The organism is Sphingobium sp. TomMM15 (genome assembly GCF_055397045.1).
Genome location: NZ_AP027314.1, coordinates 109,874 through 126,048, shown reverse-complemented (window position 1 = coordinate 126,048; position 16,175 = coordinate 109,874). Strand labels below are relative to the sequence as shown.

Here is a 16,175-nt window from a genome sequence, read left to right as displayed (position 1 = left end):
ACGCGACGCGGGCTTATTCGCCCATGCTGGCCAGACGGGCGCCGAAGGGGCTGTCATCGGCGTCCAGCGGGCCTTTGCCAAAGGCGTTGCCCGCTGGAAAATAGCGGCAGACGAGATAATCGAAATTCTGTCCTTCGGCGAGGGCGCAGCCGACCTTTTGAGTGCCGCGCCAGATCATCTGCGTGTAATGGCCGACATCTTCCCAGCGGCCTGACATGCTGATGTCCGGCAGCTTGCCTCCGCGCCGGAACAGGTGCTTCTCGTCGAGGAAAGCACCGATCATCGTCTCATATCCGTAGAGACGCCGCGGACCCATCCAGAGATTTTCACCGCTGGGAACGGCGCGGGATGCGCGCGGGGAATGTTGGAAGCGGTTGGTCACGGCCATCTGCCGGGCATATTGGGCAGCATCCTGAGCGAGGGCGCTATCCCATGCCAACGTCGTGAGGCCCAGAGATTGGCGCTCGTCATTGTGCATGCCCAGTACGACGTCGCGCAGCAATAGGTTGCCGCGTTCCGCCTCCTCCATGCCGTAATAGGCGGCGGGCATGATCGTCTGGGTGGGCGCCGCCTGGATCGGCGGCGAGGCTTTTGATGGTTGAGCAGCAGTGATTCCCGTTGTCGCAAGCGCTGCCATTGCTAGCCGTGCGGCCCAAAGCCGTCTAAGGACGCCCCCACTCATGCCCCTGCCCCCGATCGATTCCCCGGCCCCCGCGCCTGACCCTATGGCCTTATATGTGCACTGGCCATTTTGCGTTTCCAAATGTCCTTATTGCGATTTTAACAGCCATGTTCGCGCGGACATCGATACCGACGCCTGGCGGGCGGCGCTGCTGGACGACCTTGCCCATGAAGCGGGGCTGACTGGCGGGCGGCCGCTCTCATCCATCTTTTTCGGCGGCGGAACGCCGTCGCTGATGCCGCCGGAAATCGTCTCGAACATCATCGACGCTGCCGCCAGCTACTGGCGGCCCACGGCGGACATGGAAATCACGTTGGAGGCTAATCCAAGTTCGGTGGAAGCAGCGCGCTTCGCCGATCTGGCGCGTGCGGGGGTGAACCGCGTGTCACTGGGGGTGCAGGCGCTGAATAATCAGGCGCTGCATTTTCTCGGCCGGGCGCATGATGTGGGCGAGGCCCTGGCCGCCCTGGATGTTGCCCAATCGGTCTTCGGGCGGGTGAACCTGGACCTCATCTATGCGCGGCCCGACCAGAGCGAGGCGGACTGGGAGGCGGAGCTGGCGCGCGGCCTGTCTTTTGGCACCGATCACCTGTCGCTTTATCAACTGACGATCGAGCCGGGCACGCGGTTTGCCACGCTCGTTGCTCAGGGGAAACTGACGCCTGCTGACCCGGACCATGCGGCGACCCTCTATGAGCAGACGCAGGCCATGACCGAGGCGGCCGGACTGCCCGCCTATGAAATCAGCAATCATGCGAAGCCCGGTCAGGAGAGCCGCCACAACCTTACCTATTGGCGCTATGGCACCTATGCCGGGATCGGTCCCGGCGCGCATGGACGGCGCGAGGGGATGGCGACGCTTCGCCACAAGAAGCCGGAAAACTGGATGGGCGCGGTGGGCCGGAATGGCCACGGGCTGCAAAGCGAGGAAGTGCTGACGCCAGAAGATCGCGGGCGTGAAGCGCTGCTGATGGGATTGCGGCTTGCGGAGGGCGTCGATCTTGATCGCATCTCGGCGCTATCCGGTATCCCCGTCGAGCAGTTGATTGATGAAGCTGCCATTGCGCGGCTCGCCCAGCTGGACCTGATCGAGCGCAAAGGGCAGCATCTGAAGATTACGCCAGCAGCCATGCTGCTACTGGACGCTATCCTTCCAGAGATCGTTAAGGTCTGACTGCTGCGATTCAGTTAGCCGCTGCGACGCCTTCGTCGGTCATCAGCTGCTGAAGCTCACCAGCTTCATACATTTCCATCATGATGTCGCTGCCGCCGACAAATTCGCCCTTCACATAGAGCTGGGGGATGGTCGGCCAATCCGAAAAAGCCTTAATGCCCTGCCGAACCAGCTGGTCCTGCAGCACATCTACGGATTCATAGGCGACGCCCAGATGATCGAGGATGGCAATTGCACGACTGGAAAAACCACATTGCGGGAACAGAGGGGTGCCCTTCATGAAGAGCACGACGTCATTGCTATTCACAATATCGGCGATCCGTTGATGCACGGCGTCGGTCATGGTCGGTCCAGTCCTGTCGGGCGCTGAAAAATTGCAGGCAGCGCGCATGAAAAATGATAGCGGTTAGTTGGGAACGGCAGTGGTCAGTTGCAAGGCATGGAGCACGCCGCCCATGCGACCGCCAAGCGCAGCATAGACGGCGCGCTGTTGCGCGACCCGGCTCATGCCCCGGAAGCTTTCCGCCACGACGCGCGCCGCATAATGATCGCCATCACCGGCGAGGTCGGTAATTTCGACGTCCGCGTCCGGAATGGCCGCCCGGATCATGTCCGCAATATCGTCGGCAGCCATTGGCATGGGTCAGGTCCGTCCTACTTACTGGGCTTCGATGAATTGGCGGCGCGCAATCACCTGCTGCTCTTCCAGAGCCGCTCGCACGCCTGGCTCGTCAATGTCTACGCCCGCCTGGGTCATGTCGCCCACCAGCTTGCGAATGACGTCTTCGTCGCCCGCTTCCTCAAAATCGGCCTGCACTACGGATTTGGCGTAGGCGTCGGTCTCTTCCGGCGTCAGCCCCATTTTGACCGCCGCCCATTCGCCGAGCAGCCGATTCCGCCGCGCCTGGATGCGGAACTGCATCTCCTGGTCATGGGCGAACATATTTTCAAAGGCCTTTTCGCGGTCGTCGAAAGTCGTCATGCCTGTGCCTTGTCAAAAAGAAGCTGAAGTCTGGGATGAGATAGGAAGATCGGGACGGTTACGCAACGGCAGGAACAAGCCACGGCCGCAGCCCCGCATCCTTCGCCTCGAACTGGCTGATCGTATCGGCCTGCCCCAAAGTCAGCCCGATCTCGTCCAGCCCGCCCAGCAGGCAGTGCTTGCGGAACGGGTCGATTTCGAACTGGAAACGGTCCTGAAACTGCGTCGTGACGGTCTGATGCTCCAGATCGACGTGGATGGGATCGGTCTTCGCGACCTCCATCAGCCGGTCGATCGCTTCCTGCGGCAGAACCACGGTAAGGATGCCGTTCTTAAACGCGTTGCCGGAGAAAATGTCGGAGAAGCTAGGCGCAATCACCACCTTGATGCCAAGGTCGGCTAGCGCCCAGGCGGCATGTTCACGACTGGACCCGCAACCGAAATTGTCGCCCGCGATCAGGATCGGGCTGCCAGCATATTCCGGATCGTCAAAGACGTTGCCCGGTTCCTTGCGCAGCACTTCGAACGCGCCCTTGCCAAGGCCCGAACGCGAAATGGTCTTCAGCCAATGCGCAGGAATGACGATGTCGGTATCGACATTCTTCATCCCGAACGGATAGGCCTTGCCCTCAACGATATTCAGCTTGTCCATCAATGCGCCCGCTTGGTCTCCAGGCGGCGGCTGTCTTCCGCGCGCCCGAGGGTCGCCGCCATGGCGGCACTGGCCAGCGCGCCGAGCGCCAGCACCCAGAATACCTTCTTCATGCGACCACCTCTCCCTGTTTTTCGTTCAGCAATTCTCGCACGTCGGTCAGATGTCCGGTGATGGCGGCAGCGGCTGCCATCGCGGGGGATACGAGATGCGTCCGGGAACCGGGTCCCTGACGGCCCATGAAGTTGCGGTTGCTGGTGGAAGCGCAGCGTTCTCCGGCAGGCACCTTGTCTGGATTCATGCCCAGGCACGCCGAGCAGCCCGGTTCGCGCCATTCGAACCCGGCATCGGTGAAGATGCGGTCGAGCCCTTCGGCTTCGGCCTGCTGCTTCACCAGACCCGATCCGGGAACGACCAGCGCCTGCTTGATGCCGCTGGCGATATGCTTGTCCTTCAGCAGGGCGGCGGCGGCGCGCAAATCTTCTATGCGGCTGTTGGTGCAGCTGCCGATGAAGATATGTTCGACGACCACGTCCTCCATCCGCTGTCCGGCGGTGAGGCCCATATAGTCGAGGGACTTCTGCGCGGCGGCGCGCTTGGACGCGTCGGCGAAGCTTTCCGGATCGGGAACGACGCCGGTCACGGGCACGACGTCCTCGGGGCTGGTGCCCCAGGTGACGTTGGGCACGATGTCGGCGGCCTCGATCACGATCGTCTTGTCGAACTGCGCGCCTTCATCGGTCGCCAGCGTCTTCCAATAGGCGACGGCGGCATCCCAATCGGCGCCCTTGGGCGCCATGGGGCGGCCCTTCAGATAGGCAACGGTCTTCTCATCCGGGGCGAACAGGCCCGAACGCGCGCCTGCCTCGATCGACATGTTGGCGACGGTCAGGCGGCCTTCGATCGACATGTCGCGGAAGACAGAGCCGCGATATTCCATGACGTAGCCGGTGCCGCCCGCCGTGCCGATACGGCCGCAGATGGCCAGCGCCACATCCTTGGGCGTAACGCCGAAGCCCAGTTCGCCTTCGACGACGACTTCCATGGTCTTCGATTGCTTGAGCAGCAGGGTCTGCGTGGCGAGCACATGCTCAACCTCGGAGGTGCCGATGCCGAAGGCCAGCGCGCCTAGCGCCCCGTGCGAGCTGGTGTGGCTGTCGCCACAGACCAGCGTCGTGCCCGGCAGGGTGAAGCCCTGCTCCGGCCCCACTACGTGAACAATCCCCTGTTCAAGATCCGCATCGCCGATCAGGCGAACGCCGAACTCCGGCGCATTTCTTTCCAGCGCGGCAAGCTGCTGCGCGCTTTCTGGATCGGCGATGGGGATGCGGTTGCCCTGCGCATCGCGGCGGGGCGTCGTGGGCAGATTGTGATCCGGAACAGCGAGCGTCAGATCGGGGCGGCGCACCGGGCGGCCCGCTATCCTTAGACCCTCGAAGGCCTGGGGACTCGTCACCTCATGTACGAGGTGGCGGTCGATATAGATGAGGCAGGTTCCATCGGGACGGCGTTCAACGACATGCGCGTCCCAAATCTTCTCGTACAGCGTGCGGGGCTTGACCATAACCCTTTCCCCCTAGACCCAGAGCGGGCGCGGCGAAAGGGGGCATGGGACCAATATTTGCTGTCTAAGCCGATAGCAGGCTTGCAAGGGGCAGGTCAGGACGCGCGGTAATCTTCTATGATGCGGCCAGCGGCGCCCACATCCGCCTCATGGCTTTCCTCCCGCCAGGTTTCGGCGAGGGCAGCGGCTTCCCATTCCCGCATTGCGGAGTGGGCCAGCATGTGATCGACCCATCCGTGCGCCACTGGCCCGACGTTCAGGTCATAGGTCCGTACCCGGAATGCGACGGGCGCGTAGAAGGCGTCGGTCGCGGTGAAGGCTGGCCCGGCGAGGAAGGGGCCGCCAAAGCGCTTCAGCCCCTCCCCCCACAATTCCGAAAGCCGCGCTATGTCGCGGTTCAGCTGTGGCGAGGGCAGGTCGCGTTCGACTCGCACGCCGACATTCATGGGGCATTCGTTGCGCAGGGTCGCAAAGCCGCTGTGCATTTCCGCAACGGCGCTTTGGGCGAAGGCGCGGGCGGATTCCTCCTGTGGCCATACGGCAGGGTGGCGATCGGCAAGATAGAGGGTGATGCCGAGGGAATCCCACACCGTCCGATCGCCATCGATCAAGGCCGGCACCTGCCCGGTTGGTGAAAAGTTGCGGAAGGCAGAGTAATTTATGCTCTGCACAAAGGGCTCAAGCCGATCCGCGAAGGGAATGCCGAGCGCCTTCATCAGCACCCAGGGACGCAGTGACCAGCTGGAATAATTCCGGTTCGCGGTAATGAGCGTGTAGGGCATGGGGGCTCTCCCGTCGGGTCTGACACCTTCAGGATAAGCGTCCAGCCGTTCGGGCGAAAGCACAAAGCGGGCTTGACGGTGATTAGAAAAGCCTGCCGCCGGGATCACCGGAGGCAGGCTTTCTCTCATCGACAGCGGGCGATTAGCGCAGGCGACCGAGCCGGTGATACAGGTTGGCGAACTTCACCGACTCCGGCGTGTCTTTCACCTTCTGCAGATAATCGGCCACCGCCGTCCTGAGCAGCGAAAAATCCTCGGTCGAGAAAACCGCGCGGGACCTTGCAGGTTCAGTCATTTCGTCCTCCTTTCCTTGGTTCTTCAAGCTGCGAACTGGTTCATCGTATTGTGGCTGCCGCCAGCCTTCAGTGCTGCCTCACCGGCGAAATATTCCTTGTGATCATCACCGATGTCGCTGCCCGCCATATTCTGGTGCTTCACGCAGGCGATGCCCTCGCGGATTTCGCGGCGCTGGACGCCCTCAACATAGCCGAGCATCCCGGCGTCCCCGAAATATTCCCGCGCCAGATTGTCGGTCGACAGCGCAGCCGTGTGATAGGTCGGCAGGGTGATGAGGTGATGGAAGATGCCCGCCCGCGCTGCGGCGTCCTTCTGGAAGGTGCGGATCTTCTCGTCAGCCTCGCGGCCAAGGTCGGTGGCGTCATAGTCCGCGCTCATCAGGCGGGCGCGGTCATAGGCAGAAACGTTCCTGCCCTCGGCCTGCCAGTTGTCGAACACCTGTTGGCGGAAGTTCAGCGTCCAGTTGAAGCTCGGCGAGTTATTGTAAACCAGCTTGGCGTTTGGAATGACCTCGCGGACGCGGTCGACCATGCCCGCAATCTGTTCGACATGGGGCTTTTCGGTTTCGATCCACAGCAGGTCGGCGCCGTTCTGAAGCGAGGTGATGCAGTCCAGGACGACCCGGTCCTCACCCGTGCCGGGGCGGAACTGGAAAAGGTTTGATGCCAGACGCTTGGGCCGCAGCAGCTTGCCGTCGCGGGCGATGACGACGTCGCCGCGCAGGGTCGATGGATCGGCGACCTCTTCGACATCGAGGAAGCTGTTATACTGGTCGCCAAGGTCGCCCGGCTCGCGGCTGAAGGCGATCTGCTTGGTGAGGCCGGCGCCGAGCGAATCGGTGCGGGCGACGATGATGCCGTCATCGATGCCCAGTTCGAGGAAGGCGTAGCGGCAGGCGCGGATCTTCGCGAGGAAGTCCTCGTGCGGAACGGTGACCTTGCCGTCCTGATGGCCGCACTGCTTTTCGTCCGAGACCTGATTCTCGATCTGGAGCGCGCAGGCGCCCGCCTCGATCATCTTCTTGGCGAGCAGATAGGTCGCTTCGGCGTTGCCGAAACCTGCGTCGATGTCGGCGATGATCGGAACGATGTGGGTTTCGTGATTGTCGATCGCGTTGGTGAGGCGATGGACCTCAACTTCATTGCCCGTCTCGCGGGCCTTGTCGAGGTCGCGGAACAGCATGCCGAGTTCCCGGGCGTCGGCCTGGCGTAGGAAGGTGTAGAGTTCCTCGATCAGCGCGGGGACGCTGGTCTTTTCATGCATCGACTGATCCGGGAGCGGGCCGAATTCGGAACGCAGCGCCGCGATCATCCAGCCGGAGAGGTAGAGATATTTGCCCTTGGTCGTGCCGAAATGCTTCTTGATGCTGATCATCTTCTGCTGGCCGATGAAGCCGTGCCAGCAACCCAGCGACTGGGTGTAGTTCGCCGGGTCGGCATCATAAGCGGCCATGTCGCGGCGCATGATCGCGGCGGTGTAGCGGGCGATGTCGAGGCCGGTGGGGAAGCGATTCTGGAGACGCATTCTGGCGACCGAATCGGCGGCGATGCCATTCCAGTTGGGCTCTTCGCCCAGCAGGGAGGAGGCGCGGGTGATTTGTTGAGCGTAGGTCATGGGAATCCCCTGAATGAATTGGCGAATTAAAATCGTTCTGGGGGAGGATGACCTGGGGCGGGAGGGGGTGTGAGGTTCAGTTGTCGATCTTTACAAACTTTCCTTGTAGAGTTGTAATGTCTGCACAGGAGCGCAAGCGAACATGGCCAAGGATCGTCCCGTCTATATGGGGCCGCGCTTGCGGCGGTTGCGGCGGGAGTTGGGGCTGACCCAGTCCGATATGGCGGCGGACCTTGAAATCTCCGCCTCCTATGTTGCGCTGCTGGAGCGGAACCAGCGGCCGTTGACAGCGGACATGCTGCTTCGGCTGGCGCGCACATACCGGATGGACATGAGCGAGCTGGCAGGCGACGGCGGCGCGGAGCAGACGGCGCGGTTGCAGGCAGCGCTGAAGGACCCGATGTTCGCCGACATCGACCTTCCCGCGCTGGCCATGCAGGACGTCGCGATCAATTATCCGGGGTTCAGCGAAGCGTTATTGCGGCTGCATACCGCCTATCGCGAGGAGCAGATGGCGCTGGCGGATCGGAGCGGCGATCGCGCCGACGCACCCGATGAAGCGCCGGACCCGGCGGCCGAGGCGCGCCGGTTCCTGGGCGCGCGGCGCAACAGTTTTCCGCCGCTGGACGATGCGGGGGAAAGGATCGCCGCGCAGATTGAACAAGCCGGCGGCACGGCGGCATGGCTGAAAAGCAAGCATGGCCTGCGCGTCCGGCGCCTGCCGCCCGATGTCATGGCGGGGTCGATGCGACGGCTGGATCGGCATCGGGACGCGGTGCTGATCGACGATGCACTGGACGGCGCGAGCACCGCCTTTCAGCTGGCGATACAGATCGCCTATCTGGAGATGCGCGCGGACATGGAGTCCCTGCTGAAGGACGGGCAGTTTTCCAGCGCAAGTGGACGGCAGCTGGCCCGCCAGGGCCTCGCCAATTATGGCGCCGCCGCCATATTGATGCCCTATGCGGCCTTTGCCAAGGCGGTGGAGGCGCGGCGCTACGATGTCGAGGCACTGGCCCGACAATTCGGGACCAGCTTCGAACAGACGGCGCACCGGCTGACCACGCTACAGAAGCCGGGGCACGAACGCGTGCCCTTCTTTTTCCTGCGCGTCGACCGGGCGGGCAATGTCAGCAAGCGGCTGGACGGCGCGGGCTTTCCCTTTGCGCGGCAGGGCGGATCATGCCCGCTCTGGTCGATCCATCATGTGTTCGAGCGGCCCGGCGAGGTGGTGACGCAATGGCTGGAACTGCCCGACGGACAACGGTTTTTCTCGATCGCGCGGAGGGTGACGGCGGGCGGCGGCGGCTGGGGGGCGCCGCGTGTGGAGCGGGCGATCGCGCTCGCCTGCGCGGCGGACCATGCCCATCGGCTGATCTATACGCAGGGACTTGGGGCGTCCGAGCCGACGCCGATCGGACTGACATGCCGCCTGTGCCACCGGAGCCAGTGCATGGCGCGATCCGCGCCGCCCATCGGGCGTGAAATGCTGCCGGAGGACTATCGGCGGGGCTACGCGCCTTTCGGCTTTGCCGACGGTTGAGCAGCGCCGCAACCGCCGCACGAGCGATCCCGGTCGCTTCAGCCAGCGGCGCGCGTCTGCGCCGCCGACGAATCAGCAGGAGTCGCGAGCCAGTCGAGAGCCTCCTGCTCGGTTTCGAAATAGCCGTAGGTTGTGTTCATATTTTGCAGCCGTCTCGTCTGCATGCGCAGGAGCACCGAAGGCGAGACTACGGCGATGCGGCCGGTATCCGAATCCTTGTGCGTGTAGGAGAGGCGACCGAGCGCTTCGCTGACTTCGGGGGTATGGATTTCCGTGCGGCAGGTATTGACCAGAACGTCGCACGACGGATCCGCCGCGCGGACTTCTTCCTCGAGCGCGCGGCCGAACTGATCGACCGCATCCAGATTCCAGAAGCCGTAAGTGGTGATATGTAGCAGCTTGCGATCGCGGTCATAATCGACCTCGAAAAAGCCTTCCAACTTCTGCACAAGCCCTCCTAATCCAGAAGGACTGCGTTCAGTCCTCCTGCAAATCCAGCCAGGCAACCACATCATTGTCGGTCGCGATGAACAGCCCGTCCTGGATTTCCTGAGGCTGTTGCTGCGCTATATGCACGGCTTCGCTTAACGGGCCGTAAAAGAGGGTGGTCGCAGCGCCGCCTTCTTCGCTGTCGCTCAGATGATAAAGGCGGACGGTGGCGGAATCATAGGTGCTGCGCATGACGCCATTATCGGGCGGCGCAACCGAGGGCGCAAGCCGGGCCTTCAACGGCGATCGGTGACCTTGATGCCGGCGCCCAGACGATTCGCGCCGATCTTCACCGCGTCGCTTGTGAAGTTGGCGACGAAGCTGCTGCTGCGTTGCAGGCCGGGCACGAAAGACGCGCTGTTGCCAGCGATCGACAGGCCGCCGCTGTCATGTTCGCGCCCTTCGGGTGCTACGGTAATGAAGGCGCTGTAATTATCCTTGTCCCGGCCCTGCACCATTTCATTGCCGCTGATCTCACCACTCGCCCCGTTGGACAGGTCGATCATATAGTTGGTGAGGTGGCCGTGGCTGTCGTCGAAGCTGTTGCCGGTGATGGTGACGCGGGGCGTGCGGGTCTTCAGATAATGGCCGCCATCGCCCAGATCGAATCGCGACCGCGTGACGGTAAGTTTGCCATATCGACCGATATAGATGCCGTGGGCGCAATCCAGATCGCGGTCGCACCGGCCAAGATGGCGGAAGGTGGATTTGTCGATCGTGACGCTGTTGCCCGGCGAGTCGCCGCTCAATATCCCTTCCTCGCTGTTGCGGAACAGGCTGTTGGTGACGGTGAGATTGCCGCCTTCCAGCCGGATGCCCGCGCCATTGCCGTCGGGCACGCGCAGATTTTGGAACACGATGCCATCCACGCTGCTTGACCGGCCGCGCAAGACCAGCGCCGCCTTGCCTTCACATGGCATGCCGTCGAGGATGACGCTGCCCGCCGTCTGGGCGCGGAAGGCGACGTCCCCGCCCTGCTGCACCGCGCATTGCGCATAGGTGCCGGGCGCGATCAGGACCGTGCCCTTGCCGTTGCCGATCGCCGCCACCGCATCCTTTAGCGAGGTGTAACCGCGCCCGCTTTCGACCACGGTGAAAGGCGTCGGCATCCCCTGTGCTAGGGCAGCCGCGCCAGCGGCGGCGGAAACGAGCAGGATCGTCGAAAGGATGCGCATAACTAAAGACATAGACGGTTGGGAAAGGGCGGCCAATGCGGAGTCGTGGTTAATGAAATCCTGTTCCGGGACAGGTGCGATCGCCCTGCCCCTCGCTCGCCCTGCTAGGGCCGATCTGGCGGAGGCCCGATTTTAGAGCATGGCCATGTTTGAGTAATCGTCACCCCGGACTTGATCCGGGGTCCCGCTTCTTTTCCGACGCTGCTGAGGCAGCGGGACCCCGGGTCAAGCCCGGGGTGACGGAAAATCAACCTTAGTACCGATGCTTCCATGTAAGACGATCACGCTCTAAAAGCTTCAACTTGAGCCTGATAAACCCTAAGCCTGTCATACGCATGACCGTGGCTGCTCCCCTGCTTCGATCGATGGCTGTCCTGCTGGGCGCGGCCGCGATGATCGCGGGCTGTTCGCAGGAGGCAAGCGGGCCGGTGGTGGTGAGCGTGATCGGATCACCCGCTGACTTCGCCAAACCGATCGAGAATCTGCCCAATCCGGGCGCCAAGCTGATCCTGGAGGCGACGGCGCAGGGGCTGGTCGCCTTTGACGCCAGCGGCGAGATATTGCCTGCGCTCGCCCAGCGGTGGATCGTCGAGGAGGACGGGCGCAGCTACATCTTCCGTCTGCGGCGCGCGCTATGGGCCGACGGGACGAAGGTGACGGCGAAGGACATCGCGCGGCTGTTGATGGCGCGGATCGAGACGTTGCGACGGCTGGACCCGGACGGGCCGCTGGACGCGGTCGAGGCGGTCGTGCCGATGACCGGCGAGGTGATCGAGATCCGCCTTTCCCATCCCCGCCCCTATTTGTTGCAGATGCTGGCACAGCCGCAAATGGCGCTGTTGTCGCGGCAGGGCGGCACCGGGCCTTACCGGCGCGAGCCATGGGGCAAGGGGCTGACGCTGACGCCGATCGACAAGGCGCCCAAGGATGACAATGGGGATGAGGCGAAGGCGGCGGCGTGGGAGACACGCATCCTGCGCGCGGACAGGGCAGCGCTGGCCATCATTCGCTTTCGTGAAGGCAAGGCGGCGGCGGTGCTGGGTGGGCGGTTCGCCGACCTGCCGCTGCTGGTGCCGGCCGGGGTCGATCGCGATGCGGTGCGGATTGATCCGGTGCAGGGCCTTTTGGGATTTGCCGTGACCGGCAAGGGCAAGCTGCTGGACGATGACGGCGTGCGGCGGGCGATCAACATGGCGATCGATCGCAGCCAGTTACCCATCCTGTTTCCGCTGGGTGGGTGGGCCATTACCGACAAGATCGTGCCTGCGCAGCTTGATCTGCCTCGGCCGCCGACTGCGCCGGATTGGACAACGATGCCGTTGGAGGACCGGCGAGCGGCGGCCAGTGCGGTCATCACGCGATGGCGCCGCGACAATGGCGACGCTCCGGTGCTGCGAGTGGCTTTGCCGCAAGGGCCGGGGGCGACGAGCCTGTTCGCGCTTGTCCGCCATGACCTGGCGTTGATCGGATTGCGCGTCGAGCGGGTGGGCATGAAAGATGATGCCGACCTGCGGTTGATCGATGAAGTCGCCGCCTATGACAGTGTGCTCTGGTATCTCGGCCGCGCCGGATGCGCGCGCAAGGCGCATTGTTCGGCGGAGGCCGACGCCCAATTGCGGGCGGCGAGCATGGCGGGCAGCGCGGCAGAGCGGATGGCGCGGGTGGCGCAGGCCGAGGCACTGATGCAGGCGCATAACGGCTATATCGCCTTGGGCGCGCCGGTGCGCTGGTCGCTGGTGTCGCGGCGGCTGACCGGATTCATGCCTTCGCCCCGCGCGCGGCATCCATTGAACCATTTGTTCCGCGCCACCAATTAAGGGGGCAGGAGGAACATGATGGCGTTATCGCAAGACCAGTTTGACCGCGTGGTGCGTGACCTGCCGGGCTTTGGCCGAGACCCCGCTTCGGTGCGGCGGCGGATCGAGGCGATGGAGGCGATGCTGGAAGGATTGTTCGTCATTCCCGGCACCAATCGGCGTGTGGGGCTGGACAGTTTGGTCGGGCTGATCCCGGTGGTGGGTGATTTGGCGACTGCGGCCATGGGCGCTTGGATCGTGTGGGAAGCGCGTAATCTGGGCATGTCGAAATGGCAGCTGACTCGGATGGCGGCCAATGTGGGGTTCGACACGGTCGTGGGCGCGATCCCCTTCGCGGGGGATGTGTTCGACTTTTTGTTCAAGTCCAACACGAAGAACCTGCGCATCATCCGCAAGCATTTGGACAAGCATCATCCCTCGACGGTGACGATCGAGGGTTAAGAGGCTTTAAGCGAACGCGAAGTCCAGGCCGATATCGGCGGCGGGGGCGGATTGGGTGAGGCGGCCGACGCTGATGTAGGTGACGCCGGTTTCCGCCTTGGCGCGGATGGTCTGGAGCGTGACGCCGCCTGAGGCTTCGGTCGGCACGCGGCCGCCGACCAATGTCACCGCGCCGCGCAGGGTGGGCGCGTCCATATTGTCGAGCAGCAGGTGGGTGGCTCCTGCGGCTAACGCGGGTTCGATCTGGTCGATGCGGTCCACCTCGACGATGATGCTTGCGATCCCGGCAGCGGCGGCGCGGCGGACGGCTTCATCTACCGAGCCTGCGACCGCGACATGATTGTCCTTGATCATCGCCGCGTCCCACAGGCCCATGCGGTGATTGGTCGCCCCGCCCTGACGCGTGGCATATTTTTCGAGGACGCGGAGGCCGGGGATCGTCTTGCGCGTGTCGAGCAGGGTCGCGCCGGTGCCCATGATCGCGTCGACATAGGCGCGGGTCATGGTGGCGATGCCGGTGAGGTGCTGGACGGTGTTGAGGGCTGATCGTTCGGCCGTCAGCATCGCGCGGGCCTTGCCACGGATGCGCATGATGTCAGTGCCGGGCGCGACGCGGTCGCCGTCCTGGCGGAGTAGCTCGATCTCGACGTCAGGGTCGAGGGCGCGGAAGAAGGCGGCGGCGATGGGGAGGCCAGCGAGCGTCACAGCGTCGCGGCTGTCCATCACGCCTTCGAAGATCGCGTCGGCGGGGATGACCGCTTCGCTGGTGACGTCACGGCCGTCGGGACCTAGGTCTTCGGCGAGGGTGGAGGCGATGAAGGCGTCTAGGTCGAAGCCGGGCAAGGTGAAGGTCATCTGGCCTCTCTGTGCATTGATCGGAGTGGGATAGCGAACGCAGGCGGCGCTCACCGCCTCGTCATCCCGGCCTTGAGCCGGGATCCCGCTTTCACACGATGGAACGTAAAGCGGGACCCCGGGTCAAGCCCGGGGTGACGGAAAACAAGGAGCATGCCTTAGCGATTGCCCACATCACCCTTCCCCACCGTGCCACTGGCGAGTTCCAGCATGCGGTCGAGGCTCTTCTTCGCGGCGAGGCGGAGGCCTTCTTCCATTTCGATGCGGGGCTGGAGGTCGCGGAGCGACAAATACAGCTTTTCCATCGTGTTGAGCGCCATATAGGGGCAGACGTTGCAGTTGCAGTTGCCGTCCGCGCCGGGGGCACCGATGAAATTCTTGTCCGGCACCGCCTTGCGCATCTGGTGGATGATGTGCGGTTCGGTCGCGACGATCAGCGTGTCGCCGGTCATCGTCTTAGCATATTGCAGGATGCCGCTGGTGGAGCCGACATAATCGGCATGATCGACGATATAAGGCGGACATTCGGGGTGCGCGGCGATGGGGGCGTCGGGATGCTGGGCCTTGAGCTTCAGCAGTTCGGTTTCGCTGAAGGCTTCGTGGACGATGCAGACGCCGGGCCAAAGGAGCATGTCGCGGTTGAACTTGCGCTTCAGGTAACCGCCCAGATGCTTGTCGGGGCCGAAGATGATCTTCTGGTCGCGCGGGATTTGGGAGAGGATCGTTTCGGCGGACGAGCTGGTGACGATGATGTCGGAGAGCGCCTTCACCTCGGCCGAGCAGTTGATGTAGCTCAAGGCGATATGATCGGGATGCGCTTCGCGGAACGCCTTGAACTGGGCGGGCGGGCAGCTGTCCTCTAGGCTGCAACCGGCGTCCATGTCGGGCAGGACGACGATCTTTTCCGGGCTCAATATCTTGGCGGTTTCGGCCATGAAGCGCACGCCGCAAAAGGCGATGACGTCGGCATCGGTTTCCGCTGCCTTGCGGGACAGTTCGAGGCTGTCGCCGACGAAATCGGACAGGTCCTGAATTTCCGGCTTTTGATAATAATGGCCGAGGATGACGGCGTTGCGTTCCTTGCGCAGCCGGTCGATCTCCGCGCGCAGGTCGGTCCCCTGCGGGATTCCGGTGATGGCGTTCATGTCCCTAACTCCTCACGGCCTTTGACCGCGCCCCTAGCGGGCGGCGCGGCGGTTGGCCAGTAACTGTTTCCCCCTAGCGCAATTGCCAGCGGCCATCCCCTGCGACCTCCGCCACACCTCGGCCGTCCAGGTCGATGAGGTGGGCAAGGACCGATCGCCCCGCGGCGGGATGAAGGCGCGGATCGACGCCTTTATACATTTGCGCCACCATCGCCGGGATTTCGGACGCGCCGTGGCGCTGAAGGAAGCGCAATATCTGCCCTTCCCGCTGCTTGCGATGGCCCATCATGCCGCGCACCAAACGGCGCGGATTGGGCACCGGATCGCCATGGGCGGGATAGTAGATCACATCCTCCCGATCGAGGAGCCGCTGCATCGACCGCATATAGTCGGCCATGTCCCCGTCCGGGGGCGAGATGACGCTGGTGGACCAGCCCATGACATGATCGCCGGTGAAGAGGGCGTTTTCCTCGGTCAGGGCAAAGCAGAGATGGTTCGAGGTGTGGCCGGGCGTGGCGACGGCTTCGAGCGTCCAACCCTCGCCTGTCACCTGTTCGCCATCGGCGAGGATGCGGTCGGGCGTATAGGAAGGATCGAAGGCGGCGTCGGCGCGCGGGCCGTCATCGTCCAGCACCAGCGGCGCGCAGCCGATGATGGGCGCGCCGGTCTGTGCAGAAAGCGGCGCGGCGGCAGGGCTGTGGTCGCGATGGGTGTGGGTGCACAGGATTGCGCGCACGGGGCGGTCTGCGATCGCGGCGAGCAGCGCGGCCAGATGATCGGGATCGGCGGGGCCGGGATCGATCACCGCCACGTCCTCTGACCCGACCAGATAGGTCTGTGTGCCCGTATAGGTGAAGGGCGATGGATTGGGCGCCAGAACGCGGCCAATGCGCGGCGAGATTTGCAGCAGCGTGCCCGTGGGCATGTCGGCCATGTCAGGTGCGGTTGCCATGCGCCTCATGT

The 16,175-nt window shown here is 63.6% G+C and carries 19 protein-coding genes; 4 read left to right on the top strand and 15 right to left on the bottom strand.

Going from position 1 to position 16,175, the window contains the following annotated elements; genetic code table 11:
* Window positions 1-13: 13 nt before the first annotated feature.
* Window positions 14-682 (bottom strand): CAP domain-containing protein, encoded by a 669-nt coding sequence (locus ACZ51H_RS00640; RefSeq protein WP_464802138.1) that lies wholly within the window; start codon window positions 680-682, stop codon window positions 14-16.
* On the opposite strand from ACZ51H_RS00640, the gene hemW reads away from it, so the two are divergent.
* Entirely contained in the window at window positions 681-1,856 is a 1,176-nt protein-coding gene (hemW, locus tag ACZ51H_RS00635; RefSeq protein ID WP_464802137.1) for a radical SAM family heme chaperone HemW, read from the top strand. The two genes, ACZ51H_RS00640 and hemW, sit on opposite strands and share 2 nt — an antisense overlap.
* Before the next feature lie 10 nt (window positions 1,857-1,866).
* Here hemW and grxD read toward each other — a convergent pair whose 3' ends face one another.
* The 8 genes from grxD to ACZ51H_RS00595 form a co-directional block, all read right to left on the bottom strand.
* Complete coding sequence (gene grxD / locus ACZ51H_RS00630) at window positions 1,867-2,199, bottom strand: Grx4 family monothiol glutaredoxin (RefSeq protein WP_449471149.1); 333 nt, start codon at window positions 2,197-2,199, stop codon at window positions 1,867-1,869.
* Window positions 2,200-2,262: 63 nt separating this feature from the next.
* On the bottom strand, window positions 2,263-2,496 hold the full coding sequence (locus ACZ51H_RS00625) for a BolA/IbaG family iron-sulfur metabolism protein (protein WP_006965900.1): 234 nt from the start codon (window positions 2,494-2,496) through the stop codon (window positions 2,263-2,265).
* 18 nt (window positions 2,497-2,514) lie between these two features.
* A complete protein-coding gene (locus ACZ51H_RS00620; protein WP_196225322.1) occupies window positions 2,515-2,838 on the bottom strand; it encodes a DUF1476 domain-containing protein in 324 nt (107 codons plus the stop codon).
* Between the two features lie 58 nt (window positions 2,839-2,896).
* Entirely contained in the window at window positions 2,897-3,490 is a 594-nt protein-coding gene (gene leuD, locus ACZ51H_RS00615; RefSeq protein ID WP_449471147.1) for a 3-isopropylmalate dehydratase small subunit, read from the bottom strand.
* A gap of 109 nt (window positions 3,491-3,599) precedes the next feature.
* On the bottom strand, window positions 3,600-5,054 hold the full coding sequence (gene leuC, locus ACZ51H_RS00610) for a 3-isopropylmalate dehydratase large subunit (protein WP_464794259.1): 1,455 nt from the start codon (window positions 5,052-5,054) through the stop codon (window positions 3,600-3,602).
* 95 nt (window positions 5,055-5,149) lie between these two features.
* Complete coding sequence (locus ACZ51H_RS00605; protein WP_464802136.1) at window positions 5,150-5,836, bottom strand: glutathione S-transferase family protein; 687 nt, start codon at window positions 5,834-5,836, stop codon at window positions 5,150-5,152.
* 142 nt (window positions 5,837-5,978) lie between these two features.
* Window positions 5,979-6,131: a hypothetical protein gene (locus tag ACZ51H_RS00600; protein ID WP_464802135.1), complete on the bottom strand. Its 153-nt coding sequence runs from the start codon at window positions 6,129-6,131 to the stop codon at window positions 5,979-5,981.
* A 23-nt stretch (window positions 6,132-6,154) separates the two neighbouring features.
* Complete coding sequence (locus ACZ51H_RS00595) at window positions 6,155-7,747, bottom strand: isocitrate lyase (RefSeq protein ID WP_464802134.1); 1,593 nt, start codon at window positions 7,745-7,747, stop codon at window positions 6,155-6,157.
* Window positions 7,748-7,889: 142 nt separating this feature from the next.
* On the opposite strand from ACZ51H_RS00595, the gene ACZ51H_RS00590 reads away from it, so the two are divergent.
* Complete coding sequence (locus ACZ51H_RS00590) at window positions 7,890-9,290, top strand: helix-turn-helix domain-containing protein (protein ID WP_464802133.1); 1,401 nt, start codon at window positions 7,890-7,892, stop codon at window positions 9,288-9,290.
* A 38-nt stretch (window positions 9,291-9,328) separates the two neighbouring features.
* On the opposite strand, the gene ACZ51H_RS00585 is transcribed toward ACZ51H_RS00590, so the two are convergent.
* The 3 genes from ACZ51H_RS00585 to ACZ51H_RS00575 are packed head-to-tail and all read right to left on the bottom strand — an operon-like array spanning window position 9,329 to window position 10,954.
* The gene (locus tag ACZ51H_RS00585; protein ID WP_464802132.1) at window positions 9,329-9,739 is read right to left on the bottom strand and encodes an STAS/SEC14 domain-containing protein; all 411 of its coding nucleotides are present in this window, start codon (window positions 9,737-9,739) and stop codon (window positions 9,329-9,331) included.
* A 28-nt stretch (window positions 9,740-9,767) separates the two neighbouring features.
* Window positions 9,768-9,971, bottom strand: a complete 204-nt coding sequence (locus ACZ51H_RS00580) for a hypothetical protein (RefSeq protein ID WP_196225314.1) — start codon at window positions 9,969-9,971, stop codon at window positions 9,768-9,770.
* 44 nt (window positions 9,972-10,015) lie between these two features.
* Window positions 10,016-10,954, bottom strand: coding sequence for a right-handed parallel beta-helix repeat-containing protein (locus ACZ51H_RS00575; RefSeq protein WP_464802822.1), 939 nt, complete (start codon window positions 10,952-10,954; stop codon window positions 10,016-10,018).
* Between the two features lie 335 nt (window positions 10,955-11,289).
* Here ACZ51H_RS00575 and ACZ51H_RS00570 point away from each other — a divergent pair, with 335 nt between their 5' ends.
* On the top strand, window positions 11,290-12,771 hold the full coding sequence (locus tag ACZ51H_RS00570; protein WP_464802131.1) for an ABC transporter substrate-binding protein: 1,482 nt from the start codon (window positions 11,290-11,292) through the stop codon (window positions 12,769-12,771).
* Between the two features lie 18 nt (window positions 12,772-12,789).
* Window positions 12,790-13,212: a DUF4112 domain-containing protein gene (locus tag ACZ51H_RS00565; protein ID WP_449471135.1), complete on the top strand. Its 423-nt coding sequence runs from the start codon at window positions 12,790-12,792 to the stop codon at window positions 13,210-13,212.
* Between the two features lie 6 nt (window positions 13,213-13,218).
* On the opposite strand, the gene nadC is transcribed toward ACZ51H_RS00565, so the two are convergent.
* The 3 genes from nadC to ACZ51H_RS00550 all read right to left on the bottom strand — a co-directional run bounded on the left by nadC (window position 13,219) and on the right by ACZ51H_RS00550 (window position 16,164).
* Window positions 13,219-14,067 carry a carboxylating nicotinate-nucleotide diphosphorylase gene (nadC, locus tag ACZ51H_RS00560; protein WP_464802130.1) on the bottom strand — a complete coding sequence of 283 codons (849 nt, stop codon included), beginning with the start codon at window positions 14,065-14,067 and terminating at the stop codon, window positions 13,219-13,221.
* A gap of 158 nt (window positions 14,068-14,225) precedes the next feature.
* Window positions 14,226-15,212: a quinolinate synthase NadA gene (nadA, locus tag ACZ51H_RS00555; RefSeq protein WP_464802129.1), complete on the bottom strand. Its 987-nt coding sequence runs from the start codon at window positions 15,210-15,212 to the stop codon at window positions 14,226-14,228.
* 73 nt (window positions 15,213-15,285) lie between these two features.
* On the bottom strand, window positions 15,286-16,164 hold the full coding sequence (locus tag ACZ51H_RS00550) for an MBL fold metallo-hydrolase (protein WP_464802128.1): 879 nt from the start codon (window positions 16,162-16,164) through the stop codon (window positions 15,286-15,288).
* Between the last annotated feature and the right edge of the window lie 11 nt (window positions 16,165-16,175).

Excerpts from the sequence above, each read along its gene's own strand:
- hemW (WP_464802137.1), top strand. The coding sequence starts at position 681 with ATGCCCCTGCCCCCGATCGATTCCCCGGCCCCCGCGCCTGACCCTATG.
- ACZ51H_RS00640 (WP_464802138.1), bottom strand. The coding sequence starts at position 682 with ATGAGTGGGGGCGTCCTTAGACGGCTTTGGGCCGCACGGCTAGCAATG.
- grxD (WP_449471149.1), bottom strand. The coding sequence starts at position 2,199 with ATGACCGACGCCGTGCATCAACGGATCGCCGATATTGTGAATAGCAAT.
- ACZ51H_RS00625 (WP_006965900.1), bottom strand. The coding sequence starts at position 2,496 with ATGCCAATGGCTGCCGACGATATTGCGGACATGATCCGGGCGGCCATT.
- ACZ51H_RS00620 (WP_196225322.1), bottom strand. The coding sequence starts at position 2,838 with ATGACGACTTTCGACGACCGCGAAAAGGCCTTTGAAAATATGTTCGCC.
- leuD (WP_449471147.1), bottom strand. The coding sequence starts at position 3,490 with ATGGACAAGCTGAATATCGTTGAGGGCAAGGCCTATCCGTTCGGGATG.
- leuC (WP_464794259.1), bottom strand. The coding sequence starts at position 5,054 with ATGGTCAAGCCCCGCACGCTGTACGAGAAGATTTGGGACGCGCATGTC.
- ACZ51H_RS00605 (WP_464802136.1), bottom strand. The coding sequence starts at position 5,836 with ATGCCCTACACGCTCATTACCGCGAACCGGAATTATTCCAGCTGGTCA.
- ACZ51H_RS00600 (WP_464802135.1), bottom strand. The coding sequence starts at position 6,131 with ATGACTGAACCTGCAAGGTCCCGCGCGGTTTTCTCGACCGAGGATTTT.
- ACZ51H_RS00595 (WP_464802134.1), bottom strand. The coding sequence starts at position 7,747 with ATGACCTACGCTCAACAAATCACCCGCGCCTCCTCCCTGCTGGGCGAA.
- ACZ51H_RS00590 (WP_464802133.1), top strand. The coding sequence starts at position 7,890 with ATGGCCAAGGATCGTCCCGTCTATATGGGGCCGCGCTTGCGGCGGTTG.
- ACZ51H_RS00580 (WP_196225314.1), bottom strand. The coding sequence starts at position 9,971 with ATGCGCAGCACCTATGATTCCGCCACCGTCCGCCTTTATCATCTGAGC.
- ACZ51H_RS00575 (WP_464802822.1), bottom strand. The coding sequence starts at position 10,954 with ATGCGCATCCTTTCGACGATCCTGCTCGTTTCCGCCGCCGCTGGCGCG.
- ACZ51H_RS00570 (WP_464802131.1), top strand. The coding sequence starts at position 11,290 with ATGACCGTGGCTGCTCCCCTGCTTCGATCGATGGCTGTCCTGCTGGGC.
- ACZ51H_RS00565 (WP_449471135.1), top strand. The coding sequence starts at position 12,790 with ATGGCGTTATCGCAAGACCAGTTTGACCGCGTGGTGCGTGACCTGCCG.
- nadC (WP_464802130.1), bottom strand. The coding sequence starts at position 14,067 with ATGACCTTCACCTTGCCCGGCTTCGACCTAGACGCCTTCATCGCCTCC.
- nadA (WP_464802129.1), bottom strand. The coding sequence starts at position 15,212 with ATGAACGCCATCACCGGAATCCCGCAGGGGACCGACCTGCGCGCGGAG.
- ACZ51H_RS00550 (WP_464802128.1), bottom strand. The coding sequence starts at position 16,164 with ATGGCAACCGCACCTGACATGGCCGACATGCCCACGGGCACGCTGCTG.